Annotated in this window: 17 protein-coding genes and 1 pseudogene; 9 read left to right on the top strand and 9 right to left on the bottom strand. The window is 68.6% G+C overall.

What is annotated here, in order from left to right; translation table 11 throughout:
* Window positions 1–356, top strand: a pseudogene (locus tag UK23_RS30745) (hypothetical protein); the annotation flags it as partial.
* Here the strand turns inward: UK23_RS30745 and UK23_RS30740 are convergent.
* From UK23_RS30740 to UK23_RS30730, 3 genes are all read right to left on the bottom strand, one after another.
* Window positions 334–2,565, bottom strand: coding sequence for a glycoside hydrolase family 3 N-terminal domain-containing protein (locus UK23_RS30740; protein WP_045315180.1), 2,232 nt, complete (start codon window positions 2,563–2,565; stop codon window positions 334–336). The pseudogene UK23_RS30745 and the gene UK23_RS30740 sit on opposite strands and share 23 nt — an antisense overlap.
* A 132-nt stretch (window positions 2,566–2,697) precedes the next feature.
* Complete coding sequence (locus UK23_RS30735) at window positions 2,698–3,315, bottom strand: hypothetical protein (RefSeq protein ID WP_045315179.1); 618 nt, start codon at window positions 3,313–3,315, stop codon at window positions 2,698–2,700.
* The gene (locus UK23_RS30730; protein WP_045315178.1) at window positions 3,312–3,650 is read right to left on the bottom strand and encodes a hypothetical protein; all 339 of its coding nucleotides are present in this window, start codon (window positions 3,648–3,650) and stop codon (window positions 3,312–3,314) included. The genes UK23_RS30735 and UK23_RS30730 overlap by 4 nt, the downstream gene beginning before the upstream one ends.
* A 187-nt stretch (window positions 3,651–3,837) precedes the next feature.
* Between UK23_RS30730 and UK23_RS30725 the strand changes: the two genes are divergently transcribed.
* Window positions 3,838–5,724, top strand: a complete 1,887-nt coding sequence (locus UK23_RS30725) for a sensor histidine kinase (protein ID WP_045315177.1) — start codon at window positions 3,838–3,840, stop codon at window positions 5,722–5,724.
* Window positions 5,721–6,362 (top strand): response regulator transcription factor, encoded by a 642-nt coding sequence (locus UK23_RS30720; protein ID WP_045315176.1) that lies wholly within the window; start codon window positions 5,721–5,723, stop codon window positions 6,360–6,362. The genes UK23_RS30725 and UK23_RS30720 overlap by 4 nt, the downstream gene beginning before the upstream one ends.
* Here UK23_RS30720 and UK23_RS30715 read toward each other — a convergent pair.
* The 5 genes from UK23_RS30715 to UK23_RS30695 form a co-directional block, all read right to left on the bottom strand.
* Window positions 6,359–6,865: a hypothetical protein gene (locus UK23_RS30715; RefSeq protein WP_052685209.1), complete on the bottom strand. Its 507-nt coding sequence runs from the start codon at window positions 6,863–6,865 to the stop codon at window positions 6,359–6,361. The two genes, UK23_RS30720 and UK23_RS30715, sit on opposite strands and share 4 nt — an antisense overlap.
* 95 nt (window positions 6,866–6,960) lie before the next feature.
* On the bottom strand, window positions 6,961–7,218 hold the full coding sequence (gene tatA, locus UK23_RS49750; RefSeq protein ID WP_045315175.1) for a Sec-independent protein translocase subunit TatA: 258 nt from the start codon (window positions 7,216–7,218) through the stop codon (window positions 6,961–6,963).
* A 209-nt stretch (window positions 7,219–7,427) separates the two neighbouring features.
* The gene (locus tag UK23_RS30705; protein ID WP_052685208.1) at window positions 7,428–8,849 is read right to left on the bottom strand and encodes a hypothetical protein; all 1,422 of its coding nucleotides are present in this window, start codon (window positions 8,847–8,849) and stop codon (window positions 7,428–7,430) included.
* Between the two features lie 9 nt (window positions 8,850–8,858).
* Entirely contained in the window at window positions 8,859–9,476 is a 618-nt protein-coding gene (locus UK23_RS30700) for a TetR/AcrR family transcriptional regulator (protein ID WP_045315174.1), read from the bottom strand.
* Between the two features lie 91 nt (window positions 9,477–9,567).
* Window positions 9,568–10,155: a D-alanyl-D-alanine carboxypeptidase family protein gene (locus UK23_RS30695; protein WP_156213486.1), complete on the bottom strand. Its 588-nt coding sequence runs from the start codon at window positions 10,153–10,155 to the stop codon at window positions 9,568–9,570.
* A gap of 274 nt (window positions 10,156–10,429) precedes the next feature.
* On the opposite strand from UK23_RS30695, the gene UK23_RS30690 reads away from it, so the two are divergent.
* From UK23_RS30690 to UK23_RS30680, 3 genes are all read left to right on the top strand, one after another.
* Window positions 10,430–10,792, top strand: coding sequence for an SSI family serine proteinase inhibitor (locus tag UK23_RS30690; RefSeq protein WP_045315185.1), 363 nt, complete (start codon window positions 10,430–10,432; stop codon window positions 10,790–10,792).
* Window positions 10,793–10,911: 119 nt separating this feature from the next.
* Entirely contained in the window at window positions 10,912–12,009 is a 1,098-nt protein-coding gene (locus UK23_RS30685) for a calcium:proton antiporter (protein ID WP_045315184.1), read from the top strand.
* A 105-nt stretch (window positions 12,010–12,114) separates the two neighbouring features.
* A complete protein-coding gene (locus UK23_RS30680) occupies window positions 12,115–13,245 on the top strand; it encodes a lipase family protein (RefSeq protein WP_045315173.1) in 1,131 nt (376 codons plus the stop codon).
* Here UK23_RS30680 and UK23_RS30675 read toward each other — a convergent pair.
* Window positions 13,235–13,627, bottom strand: coding sequence for a hypothetical protein (locus UK23_RS30675; protein ID WP_045315172.1), 393 nt, complete (start codon window positions 13,625–13,627; stop codon window positions 13,235–13,237). The genes UK23_RS30680 and UK23_RS30675 overlap by 11 nt on opposite strands.
* Before the next feature lie 53 nt (window positions 13,628–13,680).
* Here UK23_RS30675 and UK23_RS30670 point away from each other — a divergent pair, with 53 nt between their 5' ends.
* From UK23_RS30670 to UK23_RS30660, 3 genes are all read left to right on the top strand, one after another.
* On the top strand, window positions 13,681–14,220 hold the full coding sequence (locus UK23_RS30670; protein WP_045315171.1) for a TetR/AcrR family transcriptional regulator: 540 nt from the start codon (window positions 13,681–13,683) through the stop codon (window positions 14,218–14,220).
* Window positions 14,221–14,227: 7 nt separating this feature from the next.
* Window positions 14,228–15,169, top strand: a complete 942-nt coding sequence (locus tag UK23_RS30665; protein ID WP_045315170.1) for a D-2-hydroxyacid dehydrogenase family protein — start codon at window positions 14,228–14,230, stop codon at window positions 15,167–15,169.
* Between the two features lie 176 nt (window positions 15,170–15,345).
* A complete protein-coding gene (locus UK23_RS30660) occupies window positions 15,346–25,764 on the top strand; it encodes a calcium-binding protein (RefSeq protein WP_045315169.1) in 10,419 nt (3,472 codons plus the stop codon).
* The last annotated feature ends 40 nt before the right edge of the window (window positions 25,765–25,804 follow it).

Below are 25,804 nucleotides of genomic sequence, written 5' to 3'. Positions count from 1 at the left end.
AGGTCGATGAAGGTTCCCTTCATCGTTTGCTTGTTGTTGATACGCGGGTGCGCAGGGAGGAGCAGCAGGTGGGGCGGCCGTTCGTCTACGAAGGCGGGGATCTCGGGGCGGCTTTGACCGCGTACCACCACGTTCAGGACCCGGATCCGGAGCAGAACGCGGTGGTGGAAGCCGCACTGGCCGCAGGAGCGAGGGGCGCCAGCATGTTGATCGACTCGCCGGGCAGGCCCGCTGTCGCACTGGTCGACGCGGACCTCGTCCCGGCGGTGAAGAGGGCGATCACGAAGGCGGTGGAGATCCCTCCCCGCTACCTCACGATCGTCCCAGGACCCTTCAGAACTGCGGCTTTACGGTGAACTCGGCCCGGCGCAGGTCCTTCGAGCTCGGACCCACCAGCAGGACGAACTCGCCGGGCTCCACCACGCGCGACCCGTGCTGGTCGACGATCGTGCAGGCGGACACGGGCAGCTCCAGCGCGACCTTGGCGGACTCGCCCGGCGCCAGGTCGACCTGCTTGAACGTCTTGAGCTCCTTGTCCGCCCAGCTCACCGACGTGACGGCGTCGCTGACGTAGACCTGCACGGTCTCACGGGCGGGCCGCGATCCGGTGTTGGTCAGCGTGATCGAGGCCCGCACGGTCTCGTCCGGCCGCAGCACGGCGGTCTCCACGTGCAGGTCGCCGTACTCGACCGTCGTGTACGACAGGCCCTCGCCGAAGGCGAACGCCGGCTCCTGCGTGAGGTCGGCGTAGCGCGAGCCGTGCTGGCCGCGGATCTGGTTGTAGTAGGTCGGCTGCTGGCCGGCGTGCGCGGCGAACGAGATCGGCAGGCGCCCGCTCGGTTCGATCAGGCCGTGCAGCAGCTCGGCGATCGCGCGGCCACCCTGCATGCCGGGGTTCGCGGCCCACACCAGTGCGGCGGCGTTGCGAGCGGATTCCGGCAGCACCAGTGGCTTCGAGGCGAGCAGCACGACGATCATCGGCTTGCCGGTCTCCGCCAACGCGTCCAGCAACGCGATCTGGCCGCCGATCAGGTCGAGCGTGGCGGTGGAGCGGCCCTCGCCGACGAGTTCGATCTGGTCACCGACGACGGCCACCACGTAGTCGGCCGCGTCTGCCGCCGCGACCGCCTCGGCGATGAGCTGGGCGTCCGGCTTGCAGGGCTGCACGATGCGCGGACGCGGCTGGCCGTCCGGGAACGTCTCGCCCTCGGGGTCCGGTTCCAGGGTGAGGATGTCGGCGCCACGGGCGTACGTGACGTCGGAGGAAAGCTCGCGCAGCCCGTCCAGGATCGTGGTGATCATGTCGCGCGGCTGGCCGTTGGGCAGCCAGTCGGCCTGGCCGGACGAACCCGCCCAGTCGCCGAGCTGCGTCTGCGGGTCATCGGCGAGCGGGCCGACGACGGCGATCTTGCCCTTGGCCAGCGGCAGCACGCCGTCGTTGCGCAGCAGGACGAGCGACCGGCGCGCGACCTGCAGGTTCAGCGCCACGTGGTCGTCGTGGTTGATGACGCTCCGCTGGCGCGCGGGGTCGGGGCGGCGCGGGTTCTCGAACAGGCCGAGCTCGAACTTGAGCGTCAGGATCCGGGTGACGGCCTGGTCGAGGTCCTTCTCGTCGAGCAACCCCTCCTCGACGGCCTGAAGAGCGCCCTCGAAGAACTGCGGGGTGGTCATGATCATGTCGTTGCCGGCCTTCACGGCGGCCGCGGCGGCGTGGGCGTAGTCGGGCTGCAGCTTCTGCTCCCAGACCATGCGGCCGACGTTGTCCCAGTCCGTGATCAACGTGCCGGTGTAACCCCACTCGCCGCGCAGGACCTCGTCGAGCAGCCACGAGTTGACCGTGATCGGCACGCCGTCGGTGGTCTGGTAGCCGAGCATGAACGTCGCGCAGCCCGCTTTCGCGACCCGTTCGAACGGCGGCAGGAACCAGCTCCGGAGCTTGCGCCTCGACAGGTCGGCCTCGCTGGCGTCCCGGCCGCCCTGGGTCTCGGAGTAGCCGGCGAAGTGCTTGGCGGTGGCGAGGATGGCGGTCTCGTCGGTGAGCCCGTCGCCCTGGTAACCGCGGACCATGGCGGCCGCGAGCTCGCCGATCAGCACCGGGTCCTCGCCGAACGTCTCGTCCACGCGGCCCCAGCGCAGGTCCCGGGCGATGCACAGCACCGGCGAGAACGTCCAGTGCACGCCGGTGGCTGAAGCTTCCTTCGCGGTGACCCGCGCGACCTGCTCGACCAGCTGCGGATCCCACGTCGCGGCCATGCCCAGCTGCGTCGGGAAGATCGTGGCGCCTTCGTGGAACGAGTGGCCGTGGATGCAGTCCTCGGCGATGAGCAGGGGGACTTGGAGCCTTGTCCGCGTCGTGAGGTCGTGCGCGCGCAGGACCCGTTCCGGCGAAGTGTGCAGGATCGAGCCGACGTGCTTGCGCAGCACGTGGTCGTCCAGGTCCTCCCTCGAGTCCAGCTGCATCATCTGACCGACCTTCTCGGCCAGTGTCATGCGGGTCAGGAGGTCGGTGACCCGCTGTGTGGTGGGCAGCGTGGCGTCGAGGTAGGGCACGTCGTCGCGATCCATGTGGTCTCCGAGAGGGCTCGTGCGGCGGCAGCGTTCGTGGGAGCGCTCTCACAGTTTCTAGCTGAAACCGGTTCCGCGCGAAACCGGTTTCAGGATTTCCGGTACAAACGAATCGGTGAAGATGGCTTCCAACTAGGCCGAACGCGACAAACCGGCTGCCCTTCCGAACAGTGTGTTGCCTTCGCGTGACGCCTTGTCAGGTCCGAAATTTCGGGCCACCACCGCGAACGCCACCGCGTTCAGCCCCCACGCCACGAAGTCGAGCCCGTGACTCACGATGATCACCGCGGCGACGAGGTGCAGCGGCTGGGAGATCGCGGTGGCCGCCGCTGCCCACTTCGGCAGGCCCGCGTGCCACATCGCGATGCCCAGCAGGACCGTGCCGATCACGTGGCCCGCGACGAAGATCCAGGCCGCGGTCTCGAGGGCGGGGTGGGTGATGGTGTGGCCGTCCAGCGCGGCCGCGTCCTGTGCCACGAGCAGGCCGAGCGACACGTACGCCGGGACGAGCAGGACGGCGGCCGCGGTGGTGGTCTTCGGTGCTTGGTCGCGGATGTGGCGCGCGATCCAGATGACGGCGGGCGCGAGGGTCAGCATGCCGGCGAAGCCGAGCCAGATCACCCAGTTCATGGCGTCGGGGTGTTCCTGGGCTTTCTGCAGCATGGTGGCCGTGTCGTCGGTGGTGTCGTACGGGAGGATCAGGCGCAGGACGGCGACCGCGGCCGGGCCGATCGGGAGCAGCCACCTCATGACGCCACCGCCTGGCGTCCCCTGAGCGTCAGGGTCGCGCCGACTGCGGTCAGTGCGATGGTGGCCGCCGCCGCTGCGATCGCCGGCGCGGGGACACCGGGCTCGAAGAACGCGGGCACGGCGGCCGCGGCGGACAGTCCGCGCAGGATGATCAGCGGGACGATCGCCTTGCGCGCTCCTCTCCAGGCCGAGATCACCAGCACGAGGCTGGCGAGGCCGAGTGCGGCGGCGACCAGGGCGACCGCCATCGGCGGGGCTTCGCCGTCGGTGAGCAGGGGAAGCAGCAGGTCTGCCACGGAGAGCAGGCCGAGCAGTACGAGTCCGGCACGGAACATCGGGCACCTCCAACGTTGTGGTTGGACCCAACCTTCAGCCAGGCACTTTCCTCACGCACCGGTACGCGATCCGGCCGGCCCGGGAGCCTTTCCCGCCCACGCCGGGAACCGCGTGAGCTTCAACGGCGGGACTTGCCGGGATCGTGATCCCGGGACATCGGGCGGGTGGCGGCCCACACTTACCGGCATGAACATCGGCCGCGTGCTCGCGTCCGGTTTCGGCGCCCTCGTGGTGACCGAGACCGCGGCTGCCGTCGTGGTCGTGGTGCGGCTGGGCTGGACGTGGCAGCAGGCGCTGGACGCGTTCGTCGTCACGAACTCGGCGATGGCGCTGACCTTCGGCATCTGCGGCGCGATCCTCGCCTGGCACCGGCCGCGCAACCCGATCGGCTGGTTGTTCCTCGCGGACGGCCTCGGGCACGCCACGACCGCGCTGTGTGCGCCCCTCGACGGTCCGCTCATCGCGACGATCGCCTCCTACGCCTGGCCGTGGTCGATCGGGTTGTTCCTGCCGTTGTCGCTGGTGCTCTTCCCGGACGGGCGGCTGCCCTCACGGCGGTGGCGCGCGGTGGCCATCGCCATCGTGGTGACGGCTCCGCTGTTCGTGATCGAGCTGGGAGCGGATCCCGAGGGGCCCGGCTACCTGAAGCTGCCGGGGTACGCGGAGCTCGGGCCGTTGTGGATCGTGTCGGAGCTGCGGACGCTCGCGGCGTTGCTGGCCGGAGTGGTGGCGCTGGCCGTGCGGTACCGGCGCGGCGAGGACTCGGTGCTGTGGTTGCTGCTGGCGGCGAGCGTGGCGGCGGCGTTCGTGGTGCCGTGGTCGTTCGTGGCGGGCACGCCGGTGTTCGTGTTGCTGTCGATCCCGTTGATCCCGGTCGCCGTGACCATCGCGATCGTGCGGCACCAGTTGCTGGACATCCGGCTCGTCGTGTCACGGGTGCTGGCGTGGGTGTTGCTGTCCGCGGTGGTGCTCGTCGTCTACGGCCTGCTGGTCGCGGTGCTGGACCGGTTCGTGTCGGCTCAGCTCGGACGGTCGGTCGTCGCCACGGTGGTGGTCGCGCTGCTGGTCGCGCCGGTGTTGCCCCGCCTGCAACGGCTCGTGGACCGGGCTTTGTACGGCGATCGCGGCGATCCGGCCCGCGTGGTGTCCAAGGTCGGCGAGCACCTGGCGGGCGAGGGGCTCGCCGGGGTCGTGGAGGCGGTGCGGGTCGCGCTGAGGGTGCCGTACGTGGCACTGACGGCTGGTCAGGAGTTGGCCGGCAACGGCACGAGGCCGGACAACGTGGAGGTCGTGCCGTTGGAGTACGACGGCGTGACAGTCGGCGAACTGCACGTGGGCGTGCGCACTGGCGAGAGCACGCTCGGTGCCGCCGACCGCAACGTCCTCCGCCTGGTGGCCGCTCCTCTGGCCGTGGCGGTGCACGCGACGTTGCTGTCCACGCAGCTGCAGGCCTCCCGAGAACGCCTCGTCACCGCACGCGAAGAAGAACGCCGCCGCCTCCGCCGAGACCTCCACGACGGCCTCGGCCCGACGCTGACCGGCGTCGCACTGAGCGCCGACGCCGCCACGAACCTGCTGGCCACCGACCCGGACCGCACCCGCACCCTGATCACCGGGGTGAGCGCGGACGTCCGGACCGCGATCGCCGACGTGCGCAGGCTCGTGGAAGACCTGCGCCCGCCCGCGCTGGACGAACTGGGCCTGCTCGGCGCCCTGCGGCAACGCGCGGAACACCTGGTGCGCACCCCGCTCCAGCTCCGGCTCGACGTGCCGGACGAGGTGCCCAGGCTGTCGGCCGCGGTCGAGGTCGCCGCCTACCGCATCGCCACGGAAGCGCTGACCAACGTGGTCCGGCACTCACGCGCGTCCTCGGTGATCCTCCGGTTGAGCTGCGCGGAAGCACTCGAAGTCGAGGTCACCGACGACGGACCGCCCAACGGCCCGTGGCACCCCGGTGTCGGCATGCAAGCGATGAGAGAGCGCGCGGCCGAGCTGGGTGGTGGGGTGGAGGCCGGGCCGACCGAGCGGGGAGGACGCGTGTGGGCACGCTTGCCAGTGGTGGAGGTGCCGTGACCGGCATCCGCGTCGTGATCGCCGACGACCACCCCATCGTCCGCGAGGGCATGAGCGCGCTGCTCGCCTCACTGCCCGGCTTCGAGGTCGTCGGCGTCGCCAAGACCGGCCGCGAGGCGGTCAAGGAGGTCGTCACCACCCGCCCCGACGTCGCCGTGCTCGACCTGCAGATGCCCGATCTCGACGGCATCGCCGCCACCAAGGAGATCGCCCGCGCGGCACCACAGGTCGCGGTCCTGGTGCTCACGATGTTCTCCGACGACGACTCGGTCTTCGCGGCCATGCGCGCCGGCGCCCGCGGCTACCTCGTCAAAGGCGCCGAGCAGGACGAGATCGCCAGAGCCATCCGCGCGGTCGCGGCCGGCGAGGCGATCTTCGGCCCGGCCGTGGCGCAACGGGTTCTGGGCTTCCTCACCGGATCGTCCGCGAGAGACGTGCCGTTCCCCGAGCTCACTGGCCGCGAACAGCAGATCCTCGACCTGCTGGCCGCCGGTCTGTCCAACGGCGCCATCGCGACCAAGCTCGGCGTGGCCGTCAAAACCGTCGCCAACAACGTCTCCGCCATCTTCACGAAGCTCCAGGTCGCCGACCGGGCCCAAGCGATCGTCCGCGCCCGGGACGCCGGACTCGGCCGCTAGCGAGCGGCCTTCGCCCCGGAAGGCGAGATCGCGAACCGGCCGTCCACCCCGTGCCCCACGGCGTCACCGGCTTCCTCGTCGTCGACGTACCGGTACACGGGATGCCCGCCGACCGTGACCTGCTCGGTGCCGTCCGAGCGCTTGAACGTCGAGAGCAGCTTCGGGTCGAGATCGGCGGCCTCGAACTGTCCACCCGCCGCGAGCAACGGGATCCAGACCAGCGTGCACTCCGCCTCGACGCACGTCGACGACGGCGGGTTCGTGGAGTCCTGCTCCGAGAAGTAGAGCGTGTAGTGGTCGCGGTCGGCGACGACGGGGCCGACCGCGGCCGACTGTTCGACCCGCAGCGTCGCGACGTCTCCCGGCAGCACGGGCGTCGGGCCGGCCACCGGGCCGGCCGCGGCCTCCAGCTCCTGCAACGACGCGGTCTCCTCGGGCTCCTCTGCGGCGGAGGAACAGGCACCGAGGGCCAGGACCAGGGCGAGAACGGCGAATCGGCTCACATCTGAGGACTACGGACGCGGAACACCAGGCGTTCACATGCGGGAAAGCCGGTTCACTCCTGCACGGGAGGCATCACCGGATCGCGGGCGCGGACTCAGCTCGTGGGCTTGGAGGTCTGCTGAGCCGCCTTGAGCTGCTGCTGCAGATCGTCGACCTGCTGCTGAAGCCTGGAAATCTCCGGCGTGTCCGAACCGTCCGGCGTTTCGTCGTGCCGCAGCCCTGAGCTCTCGGCCTTGAGGATCTTGGCCGACCGTCCCAGCGACCGCGCCATCTCCGGCAGCTTCTTGCTGCCGAACAGCAACACGATGACCACGCCGATGATGAGCAGTTCGGTGGCGCCGAGGTTGCCCATGGCTCACTTCCTCCGGATGCGGAACCGTCCGGCCTCACTCGTGCGAGACCCGAGACCGAGGATATCCCTTGTGCTGACCGGACATCAGCGCGCACGTGAGCTGGTGCACCATCCATAGTGGACAAATGTCGCGAATGTGGCGGAGATCGCCGACCTGGGCGGAGATGTCGCTTGTCGGACGTTCGTGCCGGAATCCGAAGAACTATCCGTCACCACAGGAAGATCAGGCGCAGGAACGACACGACCAGGGCCAGCGCCGGCACCAGCAGCAGCACCTTGCCGTACACCGCGAGCAGGTGGCTGTTGATCCGCGGACCCATCGCCCGCTTGCGCACCCCGATCTCCCGCATCCCCGCCTGCACCGCGCGCGCCACGTAGAACACTGCCGCGCCGTACTTGTTCTTCTCCCCGGGAAACGGCCCGACAGGCTGCACGCGCGGAGTCCAGTCCTTCTCGAACACGACGACGTGAGACGTCCACTTGCCGGGCACCGCCACGATTTGAGCGGGCTTGGGCAGGTGCGCGTCCAGCCGTTCCGCGAGATCCGGCCGGCCTCCGGGGATCAACAGGACGAGCTTGCGCGGCGGCTGGGTCTTGGCCTGGTCGACCTCCCACCACACGCCGTCGCCGTCCCCGAGCCGCAGCACGATCAACTGCGAGAGCTCCATCAGTTGCAGCACACCGGACTGCCAGTCGTCGCCCGGCAGGTAGAACCGCGCCGCGCCGAGGTGCGGCAGCTGCTCGCCCGGCCTGCCCACCGCGACCACCGGCCCGAACGCCCTCAAGGCGCCGATGAGGTGCTCCTCGCGCGAGTGGATGCTCAGCAGGCCCGTCGACAACATGCCGGGCAGCTCGTCGACCACCGCGGCCTCCGGGTCGTCGCCGAAGCCGCGCAGGTACAGGACGGGTTCGCGCCAGTCGGCTCGCAGGGTCTGCGCCGCGCTGGTCGCCGACCTGGGTCGCGAGTACTTCAGCACGAAGTAGGCGATCGGCAACGCCACGACGCCGCCCGCGAGGATGATTCCCCTTGCGGCCCAGGGAAGTTCGTTGGCTCTGGTGGCGGCGACCACCGCGAAGAACCCGCCGATCATGAACGTGTAACCGAACGCGCTCACGACCAGGAACACCGGACGCCGCCACCACGGCTGCGGCGGCACGAACGCGTTGACCACCTCGACGGCTCTGATGTTCACCTTGCGCCGCTGGTGCCTCAGCACCAGCGCACCCGCGGTCAGGACGGCGCCGATCACCAGCCACGGCAGCGCGCGGTCCCACGCCGCGGCCGACGTTTCGTCCAGCGCCTGCTGGTCCAGGGCGATCTCCGCGGCCACGTCGCCGGTGAACCGGCGCGCCAGGTCGAGCTCGCCGTCGTCGGCGGCATCGGCGGCGATCCGGATCGAGGACCGCGACTCGCTGCGGGAGGGCGCGCGCTGGTCGAACCACCTGGCGACCGCGCGAGTGCCGTCCGGCGAACCGCTGTCGAGGGCGCGAACGAAAGCGGCGTACTGGGCGGGTGCGTCGTGGAAGGCGCTCGCCTCACGCAGATCGACGCCCGCGGAGATGGCCAGCAGCAGCGCGACATAACCCACGACGGCCGCGGCGGCCGTGACGAGCCGGTTCAGCGTTCGCACGGCTCAACGTTACGGCCGGGTGATCGCCGCCAGCATGAGTTCGCGGATCTCCGTCGCGATCTCGTCCACCGCGAGCGGCGGTTCGTGCGCCTGCCACTCCCGCAACAGCCCGGTGATCGCCCCGACCAGCGCGATCGCCGTCAGCCGGTACGACCGTTGCGGCGCCACACCGGCAGCGGCCGCCCGCAGCGCTTCCGACTCGATGAACTCCGCCCACGTGTTCACCCATCGCACGTGCTGGTCCTCGATCTCCGCGTTCACCCCGACGGCTTCCACGTAGTTGAGGCGCGGCGCACGGGGATCGGCGGTCACGGTGCGCACGAAGACTTCCAGCAGGGTCGTGATGCGCGTCTCGACGTCCGCGGTCTCCAGTTCCGTGAGCGCCGTGCGGACCTCGGTGAACGCCGTGGCGTTGATCAGGTCGTGCAGCTCGCGCAGCAGGTCCTCCTTCGAGGCGAACTCCTCGTAGAAGTTCCGCGTGGACACCCCGGCCTCGGTGCACAGCTCGGTGATCCTGGTGGCCGCGAAGCCCGTGCTGGTGAAGAGCGCCAGACCGGCCTGCAGCAGCTTCGCCCGCCGGTCAGCTCTGCGCTGCTCGGGTGACACACCACCGTAGGCACGGGCCACTGGAGGAGCTCCAATCTGGTAACTCGGGTTGTCAGATTACGTCGGCGCAACCTCGCGCGCACCCCAGGCGTCTAGACCTTCACACGGGGACTCAGCTGCCGGTCGCGCTCTTCTCGAGCGCCGGGCAGCCACCGGTGGTGTAACGGGTGTCGTACTCGAAATGCCACTGCTCGTTTTCGTAACGGCGGCACCAGCCGAGGGTGTTGCCGTTTTTCTCGACCCATTGTGCCGATTCGATCGGCTGGATGTCGACGGCATATCCGTGCACGTGCGCCGAACGGTCCGGCGGGTTCAGCACATAACGTGACGCGAGTTCTTCGGTGCCGAACTTTCCGACCGCGTCGTCGAACTCCTTCCGCTGTTGCTGGCGGCTGCGCTTGCCGTCGTTCAGACAGAGGAAAACTCCCTGCTCAGAGGCCCTTGCGCGCAACGACCTCCATGCCTGCAGCACGTCGGAACGCAGGCCGTCGGGCACCTCGTCCAGGTAGCGCGCGTCGATAGCGCACTTCGGTCCGCCGGGCGGTCCCGGCACTTCCTCGACGATCGCGAGCGGCTTTCCCGGATGCCGGTCGAACACGAGCGTCAATCTGCCCAGGTAACCCAGCGCGGCGCCGGTGGAAACCACGAGTGTGACGATCAGCAGCGCGCCGGACACGACGCGTCTGGAGGTCTTGGACATGATTTCGATAATACGTGCGTGCGCAACGTCGTCTGTCAGCAACCCGTAACAGTTGTTCGGCGGCTGTGTCGAGGTGAACGTGTCCTGGCACACAGCCATTCGGCCCAATCACGCTTTCGGCGCAGCGCGTGAATGTGATCGGTGAACGTTTCCTGGCCCCTTTCGCAACCGTGAAACATGCTGGCAACATCTCCGTCGGCCGAGAACCGGCCCGTTTTTGTGAGGTCTCAGGAGGACCGCTTTCATGTCCGGCCGCATTCTTGCGATCGTTGCAGTGCTCGCATCACTTCTCGCCTTCGCCGGCACCTCGCAGGCAGCCCCGGCCCAACACCGGGATACAGCTCTGGTGCTCACCGTCCAGTACTCGGACGTCGAGGACAACGCCTTCAAGGCGACCGTCCTGACCTGCGAACGAGGCGACAACCACCCGCGCAGGGCCCTCGCCTGCGCGACGCTCGCCTCCGCCGCTGCCGACCTGCGGGCCATGCGGTCGGACGACCGCGCCTGCACGTTCATCTACGCGCCGGTCGAGGTGCGGATGTTCGGCTTCTGGCGAGGTGAACCGGTCGACCAGGTGCACACCTACCCGAACTCGTGCGTCATGCTGGCGCACACCGGTGCTGTCTTTGATTTCTAGCACCGGCTATTAATGTGCAGCGGGGCGCGGCAGGGGCGCTCCGCTGCACATTTTCTTGTGCGTGAAATGGGTGTTGCGCCGAATGGCGGCCTGGGCGGCTGACGTGCGAGGGTGTGCCGATGGCCGCCATCTCGCGCTTCCCGCTGCTGTCCTGGACGACCATCACCCCCGTGCTCGGCGTGCTGCTCCTCGTCGTGGCCTGGGGGCGTGACCTCGCACCCGTGCTCGTCGCACTGGTCGCCGTCGTGCTCGCCGCGACCGTGCTGGCCGCCGTGCACCACGCCGAGGTCGTCGCGCTGCGGGTGGGGGAGCCGTTCGGATCGCTGGTCCTCGCGGTCGCGGTCACGATCATCGAGGTGGCCCTGATCGTCACGCTGATGGTCTCCGGCGGTCCGGAAGCATCATCACTCGCTCGCGACACGGTGTTCGCCGCCGTCATGATCACCACGAACGGCATCGTCGGCATCGCCTTGCTGCTGGGCGCTTTGAAGCACGGCACGACGTTGTTCAACGCAGAGGGCAGCGGCGGCGCGCTCGCCACGGTGATCACCCTCGCCACTCTCACGCTGGTGCTGCCGGCGTTCACGACCAGCACGCCCGGCCCGGAGTTCTCCGCCCCGCAGCTCGCGTTCGCCGCGCTCGCTTCCCTGGCCCTGTACGCGATGTTCGTGTTCACCCAGACCGTCCGGCACCGCGACTTCTTCCTCCCGGTCACCGAGGAGGGCGTGATCGAGACCGAGGAACACGCCGAAGCACCGTCCGGCAAGGCCGCGCTGGCGTCGCTCGGGTTCCTGCTCGTCGCCCTGGTCGCCGTGGTCGGCCTCGCCAAGATCGAGTCGCCCGCGATCGAGGCGGGTGTGCGCGCGGCGGGGTTCCCGCAGTCGTTCGTCGGCGTCGTGATCGCACTGCTGGTGCTGCTGCCCGAGACGATCGCCGCCGCCCGCGCCGCGTTGCGCGACCGCATCCAGACCAGCCTGAACCTCGGCTACGGCTCGGCGATCGCGAGCATCGGCCTCACCATTCCGACCATCGCGCTGGCCACGGTGTGGCTCGACGGCCCGCTGTTGCTCGGGCTCGGCCCGATGCAGATGATCCTGTTGCTGCTCACGGTTCTGGTCAGCGTCCTGACCGTCGTGCCCGGCCGTGCGACCCGCCTCCAGGGCGGCGTGCACCTGGTGCTGCTGGCGGCGTTCCTGTTCCTCGCCGTCAATCCGTAGACCGTCCCTCAAGGTGTGAATCCATAAAGCCGAAGAGCCTATTGCGGCGTTACGACGTTCGGTCCTACATTGCGGTAACGCCGGTTACCACAAAGGGGTCCACCAATGCAGCTCCGTGCCGTGCTCGCCGCCGTTCTCCTGTTATCCGCCCTGGTCACACCCGCTGAGGCGGCCGCGCCGGGCGATCTGGTCAGCAGCAGGGAGGTGGCGTGGCATCCGGAGCCGCTACGACTCCTGCCCGCCCCGGTCAAGGCCTACGACATCCGCTACAACTCGACGTCCGCGACGGGCGCGAGCGACGTCGTGTCCGGCATGGTGCTCGTCTCGCCGCTGCCGTGGAACAACGGCCCGCGCCCGATCGTCGCCTACGCGATGGGCACGCAGGGCATGGGCGACCAGTGCGCGCCGTCGCAGCAGCTGCAGAACGGCACCGAGGTCGAGATCGCGTTCCTCGCGCAGGCCATGTTCAACGGCTGGGCGGTCGCCGTCACCGACTACGAAGGCCTTGGCACGCCAGGGGATCACACCTACGCGGTGTCCCGCTCGGAAGGTCGTGCGCTGCTGGACGTGGCACGGGCGGCTCAGGCGATTCCCGGTCTGTCCGCGGACGCCCCGGTCGGCGTTTTCGGTTACTCGCAAGGTGGTCAGGCCGCCTCGGCCGCCGCTGAGCAGTGGAAGTCCTACGCGCCTTCGCTGAACGTCGTCGGCGTCGCGGCCGGTGGCGTGCCGGCCGACCTGAACGCGGTCGCGAAGTTCAACGACGGCAACGCCGGATCCGGCCTCGTGTTCGCGGCGGCGGCGGGATACGCAGCGGCCTACCCCGAACTGCCGTTGACCGACGTGCTGAACGCCCGCGGGAAGCAGGTCATCGACCAGATCCGCGGCTCGTGCGTCGCCGAGATCGCACTGGTGGCACCGTTCACCCGCCTCAACCAGCTGACCACCCAGCCGGACGTCATCCAGAACCCGTTGTGGCAGAACAGGTTGAAGGAGAACACGCTCGGCTCGGTCAAGCCGGCCGCACCCGTGTACCTCTACCACGGCACTCTCGACGAGCTCATCCCGTTCAGCGTCGGGCAGAAGCTGCGCTCACAGTGGTGCTCACTCGGCGCGGACGTGCAGTGGACGCCGCTTCCGTTGCTGGGACACGTGAGCGCGGTCAGCGCGTGGGGTTCGAACGCGATGCTCTGGCTCGGCGACCGCTTCGCCGGGAAGGCCACGCGTCCTAACTGCTGATGATCGCGGCGGCCAGGGCGGGGAACCAGGCCACCGGGGCGAGGAAGCCGTGCGCGAGCAGCAACGGCTTCCTCGCCGCTGCTTTCGCCGCCTGGAAGTAGGCGTTTCCGGGCGCGTCGGGATTCCGCCTGCGCCAGCCCTTCACCATCATCGTGTCGCCGAAAGCGTTGTGCAGGGTGAGGATGCCGAACCCGATCCACGCCAGCAGGGCCGAACCCGCTGCCATGAAAGCGATCCAGAAGCCGAGCCCGACGAACGCGGTCGTCAGGTGGTAGTAGGCGAGTGGTGGCACGTGTCTTCGCGCCCGGAGCACGCCCGTCAGGATCACCAGCCCGACCATGATGTTGAGCACCCAGCCCGCCAGGGCGATTGTCGCTGTCATGAATCGACGGTACTACGTTCGTAGTGTCTCGTCACTACGTTTATAGTAGAACCGTGACGAACCGGGACCGCGCTCTCGCCGCCGCCGTCGAGCTGCTGGGCACCGAAGGCCTGCGCGGCCTCACGCACGCCCGCGTCGACGACCGCGCCGATCTGCCGAAGGGCTCCACGTCGAACTACTTCCGCAGCCGCGCCGCCCTGCTCGACGGCGTCGTGGACTGGATGGTGCGCAGCGAGACTCCCCAGATCGAGTCGACGTTCAAGCCCGGATCGGCAGAAGAGCTGATCGACCAGCTGTGCCGGCTCTACGGGTTCATGACCGGGCCGAACGCGGTCATGGTCAAGGCGCGCATGGTGCTGTGGGTGGAGGCGGCGACGAATCCTCAGGTGCGGCAGGCGTTGCTGCGCGGCCGGGCCACCATGGCGTCGATGCTCGTTCCGGCGCTGGCAGGCCTCGGTGCGCGGGATCCGCTGGCGGCCTCGGACACGCTCGGCGCGTGCGTGCAGGGGCTGTTCCTGCAGCAGTTCGCGCGGGGTGAGGCGCTCGATCCCCGGCCGCTGGTGGAGATCATCGTGCGGGGCGCTCTGAGATGATTGATCCATGAAGTGCGTGGTGCTGGACGACTACCAGGGTGTGGCCCTGTCGAACGCCGACTGGTCGGGCCTCGACGTGACCGTGCTGCGCGAGCACCTCGACGACCCGGCACCTGCGCTCGCCGACGCCGAATGCGTCGTGATCATGCGGGAGCGCACCCCGTTCACCGCCGCCTTGTTCGGCCGGCTGCCGAAGCTCCGGCTGCTGATCACCAGCGGCATGCGCAACGCCTCGATCGACCTCGAAGCCGCGGCGGAACACGGCGTCACGGTCTGCGGAACCGGCAGCGCGAAGACCCCGCCGACCGAGTTGACCTGGGCGCTGATCCTCGGCCTGGCCCGGCACCTCGTCACGGAGAACGCGAACTTCCACGCCAGAGGTCCGTGGCAGAGCACGGTCGGCGTCGACCTCGCGGGCAGGACCCTCGGCCTGATCGGCTTCGGCAACCTGGGCAGGGCGGTCGGCCGCGTCGGCAAGGCGTTCGGCATGGACGTGGTCGCGTGGAGCCAGAACCTGACCGAGGACCGCACCGAAGCCGAGGGCGTGCGGATGGCATCCGGATTGCACGAATTGCTCGAACAGTCCGACTTCGCGTCCGTCCACCTCGTGCTGAGCGACCGCACCCGAGGCCTCGTCGACGCGGCGGCACTGGCCCGCCTCAAGCCGGGCGCGTTCCTGATCAACACCTCCCGCGCCGCCATCGTCGACCAGAAGGCGCTGGTGGAAGTCCTGCGCGACAACAGGATCGCGGGCGCGGGCCTGGACGTGTTCGAAACCGAACCGCTGCCGCTGAACGACGAGCTCCGCACCTTCCCGAACGTCCTCGCCACCCCGCACCTCGGCTATGTCACCGAGACCAACTACCGGACCTACTTTCAAGAGGCCGTTGAGGACATCCACGCGTTCGTCCAGGGCAAGCCCGTTCGGGAGCTGACCCACTCCCAGTAGGTGTCTGGTCGGCCGAACGGGTGATTGAGGACGACCGGTCGAACCATCGGTAACGCCTCCTTGTGGACCGCCGACTACCGGGTGGCGGCACAGGTGTGCCCTGCGTCACTCCACAACGGACAACTGACCTGGCAGCGAGGCGTCGGGGGCCACGCCGTCAAGAGGGCGGGTCGGCCATGCGGTATTCGCGGAGCAGCAGGCGGGCAGTAGCGGCGTTCACCAGCGGCGCGCTGGCGTTGCTCGGGCTGGTGGTCGTGAGCCCACCGGCGACAGCGCAGGCTCCGGACGTGCAGAAGATCCTCGCGGGGATCAGCGCGTTCGGTGACTTCTCGAAACAGCTCGCGAACGTCGGCAAGCTGGGGGAGGCGCTCCCGTTCCTGGGCGTCAGTCCCGGCGCGGCGCTCGGCTTCGGCGATCTCGTGGCCAAGACGGTGCACGACCCGTTGCAGGGCAAGGAGAACTTCTCCGACCTCGCGGGCAGCTACCAGCTCGGCGACAGCAGACCGGGCACGCTGACGATCCAGACCAGTGACACCAACGGGATCAAGCGCGTCGACGCCACGCTGCACGTCACGACCGTGGCCGACAAGCAGCCGATCAGCGTCGCCGACCCGTCGGTCAGCTTCACCACGTCTGGTGCCGTGGACGTGACGTTCACGCTCGACGCCAAGTTCCACTTCGCCTACCAGGAGTCCACGAACTCGTTCTGGCTCGTGAAGGACGGCGACTCGCCGAAGTTCACCGTCGGTGCGAAGGGCGAGCTCGACCCCGACGCCGTTCCCACCGCGGGCTTCGGCATCCTCGGCGTCGACCTCGACAAGGGCGCCAGCCACGTCACCGTCGAAGCGAACCTCACCGCGACGGCCGACGACCCCAACGTCGACGGCAAGCTCACGGAGATCACCGAATCCGGTGCCGCGGCAGGCTTGTTCCACATCGGGCTCGGCAACCCGGCCGGCAAGGTCGACGCCAGCCTCAAGTTCACCTCGCAGCAGCTCGCCGGCGCGAACGTCGGCGGGCTCACCGGCACGATCGGCGTGCAATGGCCGGACATCGCGAGCGGCGCGCCGTCGATCAGCGTCACCGGCCCGGACCTGGCCCAGCTGAACAAGTTCACCACGCTCAGCCCGCGCGACCTGCTCGAGGGCCTGAGCCACCTGGTCAACTCGATCGAGGCCGTGCAGCGCGCCCAGTGGGGTTCGACGGCCGATCCGGTCGGCAACGTGAACCTGCCGTTCATGCGCGGCACGGTCGCCGACGCGGTCAAGGCGGGCAGCGCGCTCGCGAAGTTCGTCGACGACAACGTCTTCAAGCCGGAAGAAGACCCGGCCAAGGCGGGCCTGCCGAAGTTCAGCTCGATCCAGGACCTCTTCACCAAGCTCAACGCCGGCCCGATCGCGGTGACCGGCGTGAACTACCGCGACGACGTGAAGAAGCTCGAGTTCACGTTGACGATGAAGCAGGACGCGCCGCAGAACGGCGCGCCGCTGGACGTCGTGGCCGAGCTGACCTCGGGACAGGGCGACAACGTCACCTACACCGACACCACGCTCAAGCACGTCGGCAAGGCCAAGCCGTGGACCGTGGACGGGTTCAAGGGGCGCATTGTGTCCGCGGGAACCTCGCAGGGCGTCGTGAAGAGCAACACCGCGGACGAGATCACCCTCGAAGAAGGCTGGCAGGGCGGGAAGCCCGTCGACCACTCGCCGTACAAGGTGAACGCGCCCGACCCGATGACCGGCCAGGTCACGTTCGGCGACATCTTCGCGGGCAAAGGTCTCAAGGGCGCCAACGCGTTGAACGCCACCGCGACCGTCAAGCCGTCCTACGAGGCCAAGGCGACGGTGGTGCTCGACCTGCGCGACCCGATCAAGGGTGACGCGTGCAAGCCGCTCGACCCGGACGCCGCCGCGACCGGCTGCCCGTTCGCGGACAAGAACCCGGACGGCACCACGACCCTGGTGTCCAGCCTGCCGCGCACGCCGGACCGGTTCCTGCTGCGCACGGGCGGCCAGCTGCTCAAAGCGTCGGCGGCAGTCGACACCAACGTCGACGTGAACGGCAGCGTCGGCTACCTCAAGGTGCACATGTCCGGCGACCTGCACATGTCCACGAAGGACGGGTCCGCGGACATGCTGTCGATCAGCCTGAAGAAGGCCGGTGACGCGGACGGCGACCTGCCGCTGTCGCAGGTCTTCGCGAAGATCGTCGACAACCCGGACACCCCCGCCGCGGAACCCGAGAACCTGCTGGACGTGTCGGTCGGCGCCAAGGCCACCGCCACGGTGAAGCTCGACGTCCCCGGCATCACCGACTTCTTCGGTGGCCCGGTCGAGGTCGGCGTCACCATGCCGGACATCTCCGACCCGGCGAACGTGCAGTTCACCGGCCTCGACGCGCTCGACAAGGCCAAGGCGTTCGACTTCGACCCGAACAACCCGCGCGCGATGTTCGGCCAGATCATCAAGGCGCTGCAGGTGCTCAACAGCTCGCTGCAGACCGTCGACGGCGACGGCAAGGTGAAGACCGCGCTGACCACGCCGCTGCCGGTCGTCGGCAAGTCGCTGACCGACCTGCTCGGCAGCGCGGACGCGGGCACCGGCAAGTACGGCAACACCACGGTCAACGGGGTGAACGTCGGCTTCCTGCGCGACGACACCAGGACCGGTGACAAGGCGTTCGGACCCGACCTGCGCGGCCGGGCCGTGCTGGTCGGCACGCAGGTGATGGTCGTCGCGGCCGCCGACCCCGCCAACAACCGGGTGCTGCTGGCCGAGACGTGGGAGAACGTGCCCGCGGACGGCACGGCGTACGCGTTCCGCAGCCCGCTGGAGGACGCGGTCGACAAGCTGACCGCCTCGCCGCCGGACTACCTGCAGGACCTGGTCACGCAGCTCAATGCCGCGTTGCCCACCGGCAGCGGCATCTCGTTCGCCTACCAGGTCGTGGACTCGAAGCCGTCCGTCGTGCTGAAGATCGACGTGAAGCGGAAGGTCGCGACCTCGCAACCGGTCCGGTTCTCGTTCACCGACGACAAGGGCACCGCGCGGTCTCTCGTCGGCGCAGAAGGAGAAGCCACGGCGGATCTGGCTTTGACCGGTTCCACCAAGATCGGGTTCGTGCTGCCGCTGCAGGCAGGCGACGGGCCGAACGACGCCGGTGGCCTCAAGGTCCTGCCCGATTCCACTGTGGACATCACGGCGCACGGCGGTATCAGCGGCGTCGTGAAGTCGTCGGTCGGGCCGCTGTCGATCGCACTCGGCAACCCGAAGGGCACGGACAAGGCCGTCGCGAACGCCCACTACAACGCGCACCTCGGCTTCTCCGGCCAGAACCCGGTGTCGCTGACCGACTTCATCAAGGGCGTGTCCCTGACGTTGAACGGCGACAACCAGCCGGTGACGTGTCAGGGCGACCCGGCGCAGGGCACCGACCTCGCGTTGTGCGCGGTCATGCCCGTGTTCGTCAGCTCCGACAACACCAACTGGACCAAGCTGTCCAGCCCCGGTGAGTCGTTCATCGTCCGGTTGCCGCGTCAGGTCAGCGACTTCGACCAGGCCTTCTCGTTCAGCCCGGACCTGCCCGGTGGCGTGAAGCGGTTCGAGATGCCCACGGACATCGGGCAGAAGATCCTCGACGCGCTGCTGGACTTCTCGCAGTTCGGCGACGGCATCGAGAAGTACCTGGCGATGATCGAACGGGCGCTGCGCACGGCGGCGTTCGACGGCAAGCTGCCGCTGGTCGGCGACGACATCCAGCAGGGAGCCGACAAGTTCGGTCAGCTCAGAACCAAGATCCAGGAGGCGATGACCCACCTGCCGGGCGGCGGCCGGGTGAACAACACCGGCGAGCTCCAGACGTGGGTCAACGACCACCTCAAGACCGCGGTCGGCAGTGCCGTCACGGTCGGATTCACCTGTGACGCGACACTTCTGCCCGCGACCGGCGCCAAGGTCACGACCCAGGGCACGGCCGGGACGAAGAAGTACGTCTACGGCGTCGTCGCGACCGCCCAGAACAAGGACGCGCCACCAGCGGTCGCCGAGGTGACCACTGGCGCGGATCCGTTGACGGGCACCAACTTCAACCGGATCAACTGGACGAAGTCGCAGTACGCCACCGGGTACAAGATCATCCGCAAGACCGACCCGAACGCGAACAACTGGGTCGTGATCAAGGGTGACCTGACCGCGAACGACGTGCAGTTCGACGACAAGGCGACACCCAACGGCGCGGCCTACGTGCCCGCCACGTCGAACCCGAAGCTGACGGACTGCCCGGCGGCGGCGTCGCTGGTCGACATCACCGGCGCCACGTTCACGTTCGACGTGTGCGACGGCGACGTCTTCGGTGACGACTGCACCAAGGAAACGCTGACGCCGGAAAGCCCGCTCGACATCGGCATTCCGGGCCTGTCCCTGAAAGCCGCCGAGGGCGCGCCGGACATGAAGGCCGCACTGGCCTACCACCTGCACGTCAAGGTGGGCGTCGACAAGAGCAGCGGCTTCTACGTGGCGACTCACGACGGACCGAACCCGGAGCTGGGGGTCAAACTCAGCTTCACGCTGCCCAACGACATGAAGGCGCGGCTCGCGTTCCTCGACGCCAGCCTCAAGCAGCACGCGGGTGGGGCGACAGACCTGTTCGCCGGCACGTTCGTCGTGGACCTGCACAAGAAGGGGCAGGCGGCGTGCTTCGAGAACTGCGGCGCGAGCAACGACGACCGGATCACGCTGGCGGACCTCGCCGACATCGGCCAGGTGACCGACGTGTCGTTGAAGGCCAAGGTCGGCATCGACTGGGACTTCGACGTCACCGCCGGACCGCTGCCCGGCATCAACGGCTGGTTCCACCTCAAGTGGGAGTGGAACGCGTTCGGCGGCAAGCCCGGTGACGGCACGCCGGAGATCGCGTTCAACAACGTCCAGCTCAACGCGGGCAAGTTCCTCGGCGAGGTGCTCAAACCGATCGTCGAGAAGATCGCGCTGTTCACCAAGCCGATCCAGCCGATCATCGACCAGCTGTACGCGCCGATCCCGGTGCTCTCGGACCTGTCGAGGGCCGTCGGTGGCGGTGACGTCAACCTGGTCACGATCGCCAAGGAGTTCTCGACCATCGCGGGCGGACCGGACCTGGAGTTCGTGGACAAGGTCCTGCGCGCGATCCAGCTGATCAGCAAGATCGTCAACAACGGCGGTGCCGTGGACATCGGCAGTTTCTCGGTCCTCGGCGACAAGGCGAAGACCACCACGAACTCGCCGGACAACGCGGCGTCGCTGATCGACCCGAACAAGATCGACCTCAAACCGGGCGATCTCGCGTCCAAGATCGACGCGTCGGCCGGTGGCGCGAAGATCGTGTCCGACGGCGAGGAGGGCAACAAGGCGGGCTTCACCTTCCCGATCCTCAAGAACCCGTCCCAGTTGTTCGGCCTGATCATGGGCCAGGACGTGGACCTGATCCGGTTCGACTCGGGCCCGTTGCGCCTCGGCTTCTCCTACAGCCAGTCGTTCGGCCCGGTCTACGCGCCGCCGCCGGTGCTGGTGACGATCTCCGGCAGCGCGTCCGTCGAGGCGCGGTTCCGGGCGGGCTTCGACACGTTCGGCATCCGCAAGGCCGTCGAGTCCGGCAATGCCGCGACCATCCTGGACTCGATCTACCTGGTGACCCAGGACGAGTCCGGCAAGCCGCTGCCCGTCGTGACGTTCCGCGGTGAGCTGGCCGCGGGCGCCGCGGTGAGCGTGGTGCTGATCGAGGTCGGCATCAAGGGCGGCGTCGCGCTGACGATCAACCTCACCTGGGCGGACCCGAACAACGACGGCAAGTTCCGGTTCTTCGAGTTCTCCAAGGTGGCGCTGAACAACCCGATGTGCCTGTTCAACATGGACGGACGACTCAGCCTGTTCCTGAAGGTGTACATCACGCTCGGGTTCTCGATCTTCAGCGTCTCGTTCGACTTCACGCTGGCCGACATCACGTTGCTCGACTTCTCCGTGAAACCGAACTGCAAACCGGAACCGCCGAAGCTCGCCCACGTCGCCCAGGACGGCACCACACTGGTGCTGCACGTCGGCGACGAGACCAAGAACCGCGGTGCGGACGAGTGGAAGTCGCACTCCAACGAGGAGAAGTGGACCGTCACGCAGATCGTCAAGGACGGCGGCGGTTTCGACGGGTTCGCGGTGAGCGCGCTGGGCTACCGCGAGGAGTTCCGCAACTCGAGCCTGACCAAGGTGGCCGGCAACGCGACCGGCGACACCGGGAAACGGATCTTCGTCTTCCAGGGTGACGGCGACAAGAGCGGTGCCAAGGACGACGCCAAGGCCGAGGCCAAGCCGTTCGACAAGGACGTCGAGGTCACCGGTGGCACCGGCGACGACGCGTTCAAGACCGGTATCGGCAAGTCGGTCGTCAACGGCGGTCCCGGCAAGGACCAGATCACGACCGGCGACCTCGCGGCTGCCTTCGGCGGCAAGGGCAACGCCGTGGTCGACGGCGGTGCGGACGACGACACGATCACCGTCGGTGGTGCGGACGACTTCGTGTCCGGCGGCTCGGGCAAGGACCGCATCGCGGCCGGGCTCGGCAAGAACCGGATCGACGGCGGCGCCGACGACGACAACATCGGCATCGGCTCCGACAGCCCGCTCGCGGCGAGCAACCCCGGCAAGCCGGAGTACGTCGCGCAGGCCAACACGATCATCGGCGGAACCGGCAGCGACCGGATCTCCGGTGGTTCCGGCGACGACACGATCTACACCGGCACCGAGGAGGCGACCGACGTCGACGCCAAGGGCCCGGTGGACATGGGCTTCAACGGCGACAACGCGAAGGACGCGATCAACGTCGTGGACACCGGCACGGGTTCGGACACCGTGTACGGCAGCCAGGGCGTGGACTTCGTGACCGGGCACTCGTTGAAGGAACAGGTCGACGACATCCGCGGTGGCGGCAACGACGACGTGCTGACAGGCGGCTACGGCAAGGACGAGGTGTACGGCGGTCCGCAGGACGACTACGTCATCGCGGAACCGTCCGATGTGGACGACAAGATCGGTTCCGGTGACTTCGGCCCGATTCGCAACGTCAAGCACCGCGTGCGGCCGGCCGGTGTCACGCCGTCGTCGAAGCTGCTGGTCGGCGGCTACGGCAACGACCACGTCATCGGTGGCGACGGTGGTGCGGAGATCTTCGGTGACAAGCACGCCAACCCGTGCACGCCGCCGAGCAGCGACCCCGTGTCGATGCCGCCCGCCGAACCTCTGGATGGTCAGGACGGCCGTGACCTGATCACGGGTGGCACCGGCGTCGAGATCGTCGCCGCCGGTGGTGCCGCGGACAACGTCGATGCCAAGTCCGGCAACGATCGCGTGTGCGGACAGCTCGGTGACGACGTGCTGGCCGGCGGCAACGACGACGACGTCGTGTACGGCGGTGGAGGCAAGGACCTCGCGTACGGCGACGCCGGTGTCGACAACCTGTTCGGCAACAACGAGGACGACACGCTCTACGGTGGCTCGCAGGACGACGTCATCGAGGGCAACAACGGTGTCGACCACGCGTTCGGTGGCCCGGACAACGACCGCGTCATCGGCGGCACGCGCAAGGCCGGTGAGCCCGATGTCGGCGACTTCCTGTACGGCGACGCGGGCAACGACATCGTGATCGGCGACAACGGCGCCGACGGGCCGTTCGACCTCGACGGGTCGAACGACCTCGACGGGTCGAACCCCGCCGCTGGTGGTGCGGACTTCGTCTTCGGTGGTGACGGCGAAGACCGGGCGTTCGGCGGTCTCGCGCACGACGAGGTGTTCGGTGGCCCGCAGGACGACTACCTGGAGGGCAACAACGCCGACGACCTCGTGCACGGTGACGCCGGCCAGGACCGGATCATCGGTGGCAGCTCCGAGGTGGCCGGCAACGCGGGCCGGCCGGACACCGGTGACACCCTGTTCGGCGACTCGGGATCCGACCTGATCGCCGGCGACAACGCCCGTCTGTCCCTTGTGGACGCGGCGAACGCCACACCGGTCACGACCGGTCGCGGATTCGCCAAGTCGCACAAGGTCGAGCTGCTCGACCTCGGGTACACGCCGGCCGCGGGCACCTCCGGTGGCGACAAGATCAGCGGTGGTGACGACTCGGACGTGATCTACGGCCAGGGCGACGAGGACACCATCACCGGTGACGGCTCGGACGACTACGCCGAGGGTGGCCCGGCACGCGACAAGATCGACGGCAACGACGGCCAGGACGACCTCGTCGGTGGTTCGTCGACCGAGGACTCACCCGGTGTCGGCCAGCCGGACGTCGGTGACGTCATCCACGGCAACAACGACTCCGACGTGGTGCTGGGTGACAACGGCAGCCTGGTGCGCGGTGGAACGCCACACCGGGTCGTGCAGGAACGCGGGATGACCGCCCGCGCGATCTCCCTGTACGACCTCGGGCTCACCCCGCACGCCGACTCGTCCGGCCCGGACGAGGTCGACGGTGACAACGACAACGACGTGATCATCGGCCAGGCCGGGCCTGACCGGTTGAAGGGCGACAACGCCGACGACTACGTCGAGGGCTCGCAGGGCGTCGACTGGATCGAGGGTGACGACGGCAACGACGATCTGGTCGGCGGCAGCAACACCTCGTTGTCCGGCACGGGCGACAACACCGTGGGCCAGCTGGACTCCGCTGACGCCGTGTTCGGCGGCCGTGGCGACGACGTGGCCATCGGCGACAACGGCGTGATCCTGCGCCCGGCGCTGGTGGAGGTCCCGACCCGCGCGACGGTCAGGCTGTCCTCCGCCGGCGGAAACCCCGCCGCACAACGGATCGTGAAGCGCTACGACCTGCAGGCCGGACCGGCTGATCGCTACGGCGACGACCGGATGTCCGGTGGCGCGGGCGTGGACGTGCTGTGGGGCCAGGACGGCGGGGACTTCCTCGCCGGTGACGGCAACGCCGACTACCTCGAGGGCAACGGCGGCGCGGACGTGCTGCGCGGTGACCGCGGGCTCGGCTCCCCGTCGTCCGAGACCACGGTCGTGCCTCTCGCGGATCCCGGCTGGCCTGGTACTCCGAGTGCGGAGCTCGTGGGCGACGCACCCGACGGTCAGGACGACATGATCGGCGGCAGCACCATCCAGGGCTTCCGCGACGGTGGTGACGCGTTCGAGGGCAACGGTTCCGACGACGTTCAGCTGGGCGACAACGGTTCCCTGAGGCGCACCCTGCAGGGCCAGCCGGGGTCGATGACCGAACAGGTCTACACCGAGCGCTACAAGTCCGGTGCGGTGCCTTCAGACGCCACGGTTTCTCGGGTGGCCGACATCGGTCCGTCAACACGCTTCTGCACCACGGCTCAGGCCACGTGTGAGGTGCTCGGCGCGTTCGGCAACGACACGATGTACGGCGACGACGGCAACGACGGCATGTGGGGTCAGGACGGCAACGACACCATGTACGGCCAGAACGGCGACGACGACATGTACGGCGAACTCGGCGACGACGTGATGTTCGGCGGCGACGGCGAGGACGCCATGCTCGGCGACCGCGGTGGCGTGGTCAACGAGTACATGAACGCCAACGACGTGGCCGCTCGTGGTTTCACGTCGCAGCTCAGCTCGGTGCCTCAGGAGTCGTACACGGGTTTCCGCGCCGACGCCTACGACCGCCGCGCCGACCTGTTGCACGACGTCAACGGCGACCAGTTCGTCGGCGGTCCTTCCGCGCCTGCCATGCCGCACAACGGCATCGCCGAGGGCGGCAACGACCGCATGCGCGGCGGCCAGGGCAACGACAACATCCACGCCGGCTTCGGCGACGACCTGGTCAACGCCGACAGCGGCGGCGACCAGACGTTCGGCGGCGACGGCGCGGACGTCCTGTGGGGCGGCAAGGGCTGCGACCCGGTGGTCAACGCCGCCACCCCGGACTGTCTGACCAACGGCACGTTCGACGCCTCCTCGCGCGGCACGAACGACAGGTTCGTCGACCACACCTTCGGCGGCGTCGGCGGTACTTCTGCCGCGTCGCAACAGGGTGCGCTCGGGTCCGACGTCCTCGACTTCAACCCGCGCGGCTCCTACCCGGGCAACTGCGCGCAGGGCTTGTGGCCGCAGACGCTCGGCGACGGCGCGATCGACCCGTGCCTGTGGTTCGAGATGACCGAGAAGACCAACGACAACCCCGCGGTGCCGTCCACGCTGGCCGACAACCAGCACCACGACGGCACGGACTGGATCTACGGCGGCTGGGACCGCGACGTGCTCCAGGCCGACCGCGCGCAGAACGGCCCCAACCCCGGTGATCGCCTGATCGACTGGAACGGCGCGTACAACCTGTACACGCACTGTCCCGCGTCCTACGGCGGTTACAACGACATCCGCCAGCACAGCCCCGGCATGCAGACATTCCTGCAGAAGCTCGCCTGGGGCAGCGGTGCCGGCCAGACCGTGAACGACGCGCTGACCAGCGGCACCTCGGCGTTCCGCGAACTGGCGCTGGTCTACCCGGCCGACAACAACCAGCACGGCGTCGGCCCCGCCTATCCCACGACACCGGGCCACTTCGACTCACCCGTGTCCTGCACCGATTGAGAGGATCTGGAAGTAGTTACCTACTGGTAGTAAGTTCGGC

Source organism: Lentzea aerocolonigenes, from assembly GCF_000955955.1.
Taxonomy (GTDB): Bacteria; Actinomycetota; Actinomycetes; order Mycobacteriales; family Pseudonocardiaceae; genus Lentzea; species Lentzea aerocolonigenes_A.
Note: the sequence above shows the minus strand (reverse complement) of the source record. Positions and strands in the feature narration are given on the sequence as shown.

Bases quoted from the DNA above. Each gene is read 5' to 3' on its own strand.
- UK23_RS30740 (WP_045315180.1), bottom strand. From the start codon at position 2,565: ATGGATCGCGACGACGTGCCCTACCTCGACGCCACGCTGCCCACCACA.
- UK23_RS30735 (WP_045315179.1), bottom strand. From the start codon at position 3,315: ATGAGGTGGCTGCTCCCGATCGGCCCGGCCGCGGTCGCCGTCCTGCGC.
- UK23_RS30730 (WP_045315178.1), bottom strand. From the start codon at position 3,650: ATGTTCCGTGCCGGACTCGTACTGCTCGGCCTGCTCTCCGTGGCAGAC.
- UK23_RS30725 (WP_045315177.1), top strand. From the start codon at position 3,838: ATGAACATCGGCCGCGTGCTCGCGTCCGGTTTCGGCGCCCTCGTGGTG.
- tatA (WP_045315175.1), bottom strand. From the start codon at position 7,218: ATGGGCAACCTCGGCGCCACCGAACTGCTCATCATCGGCGTGGTCATC.
- UK23_RS30695 (WP_156213486.1), bottom strand. From the start codon at position 10,155: ATGTCCAAGACCTCCAGACGCGTCGTGTCCGGCGCGCTGCTGATCGTC.
- UK23_RS30685 (WP_045315184.1), top strand. From the start codon at position 10,912: ATGGCCGCCATCTCGCGCTTCCCGCTGCTGTCCTGGACGACCATCACC.
- UK23_RS30680 (WP_045315173.1), top strand. From the start codon at position 12,115: ATGCAGCTCCGTGCCGTGCTCGCCGCCGTTCTCCTGTTATCCGCCCTG.
- UK23_RS30675 (WP_045315172.1), bottom strand. From the start codon at position 13,627: ATGACAGCGACAATCGCCCTGGCGGGCTGGGTGCTCAACATCATGGTC.
- UK23_RS30665 (WP_045315170.1), top strand. From the start codon at position 14,228: ATGAAGTGCGTGGTGCTGGACGACTACCAGGGTGTGGCCCTGTCGAAC.
- UK23_RS30660 (WP_045315169.1), top strand. From the start codon at position 15,346: ATGCGGTATTCGCGGAGCAGCAGGCGGGCAGTAGCGGCGTTCACCAGC.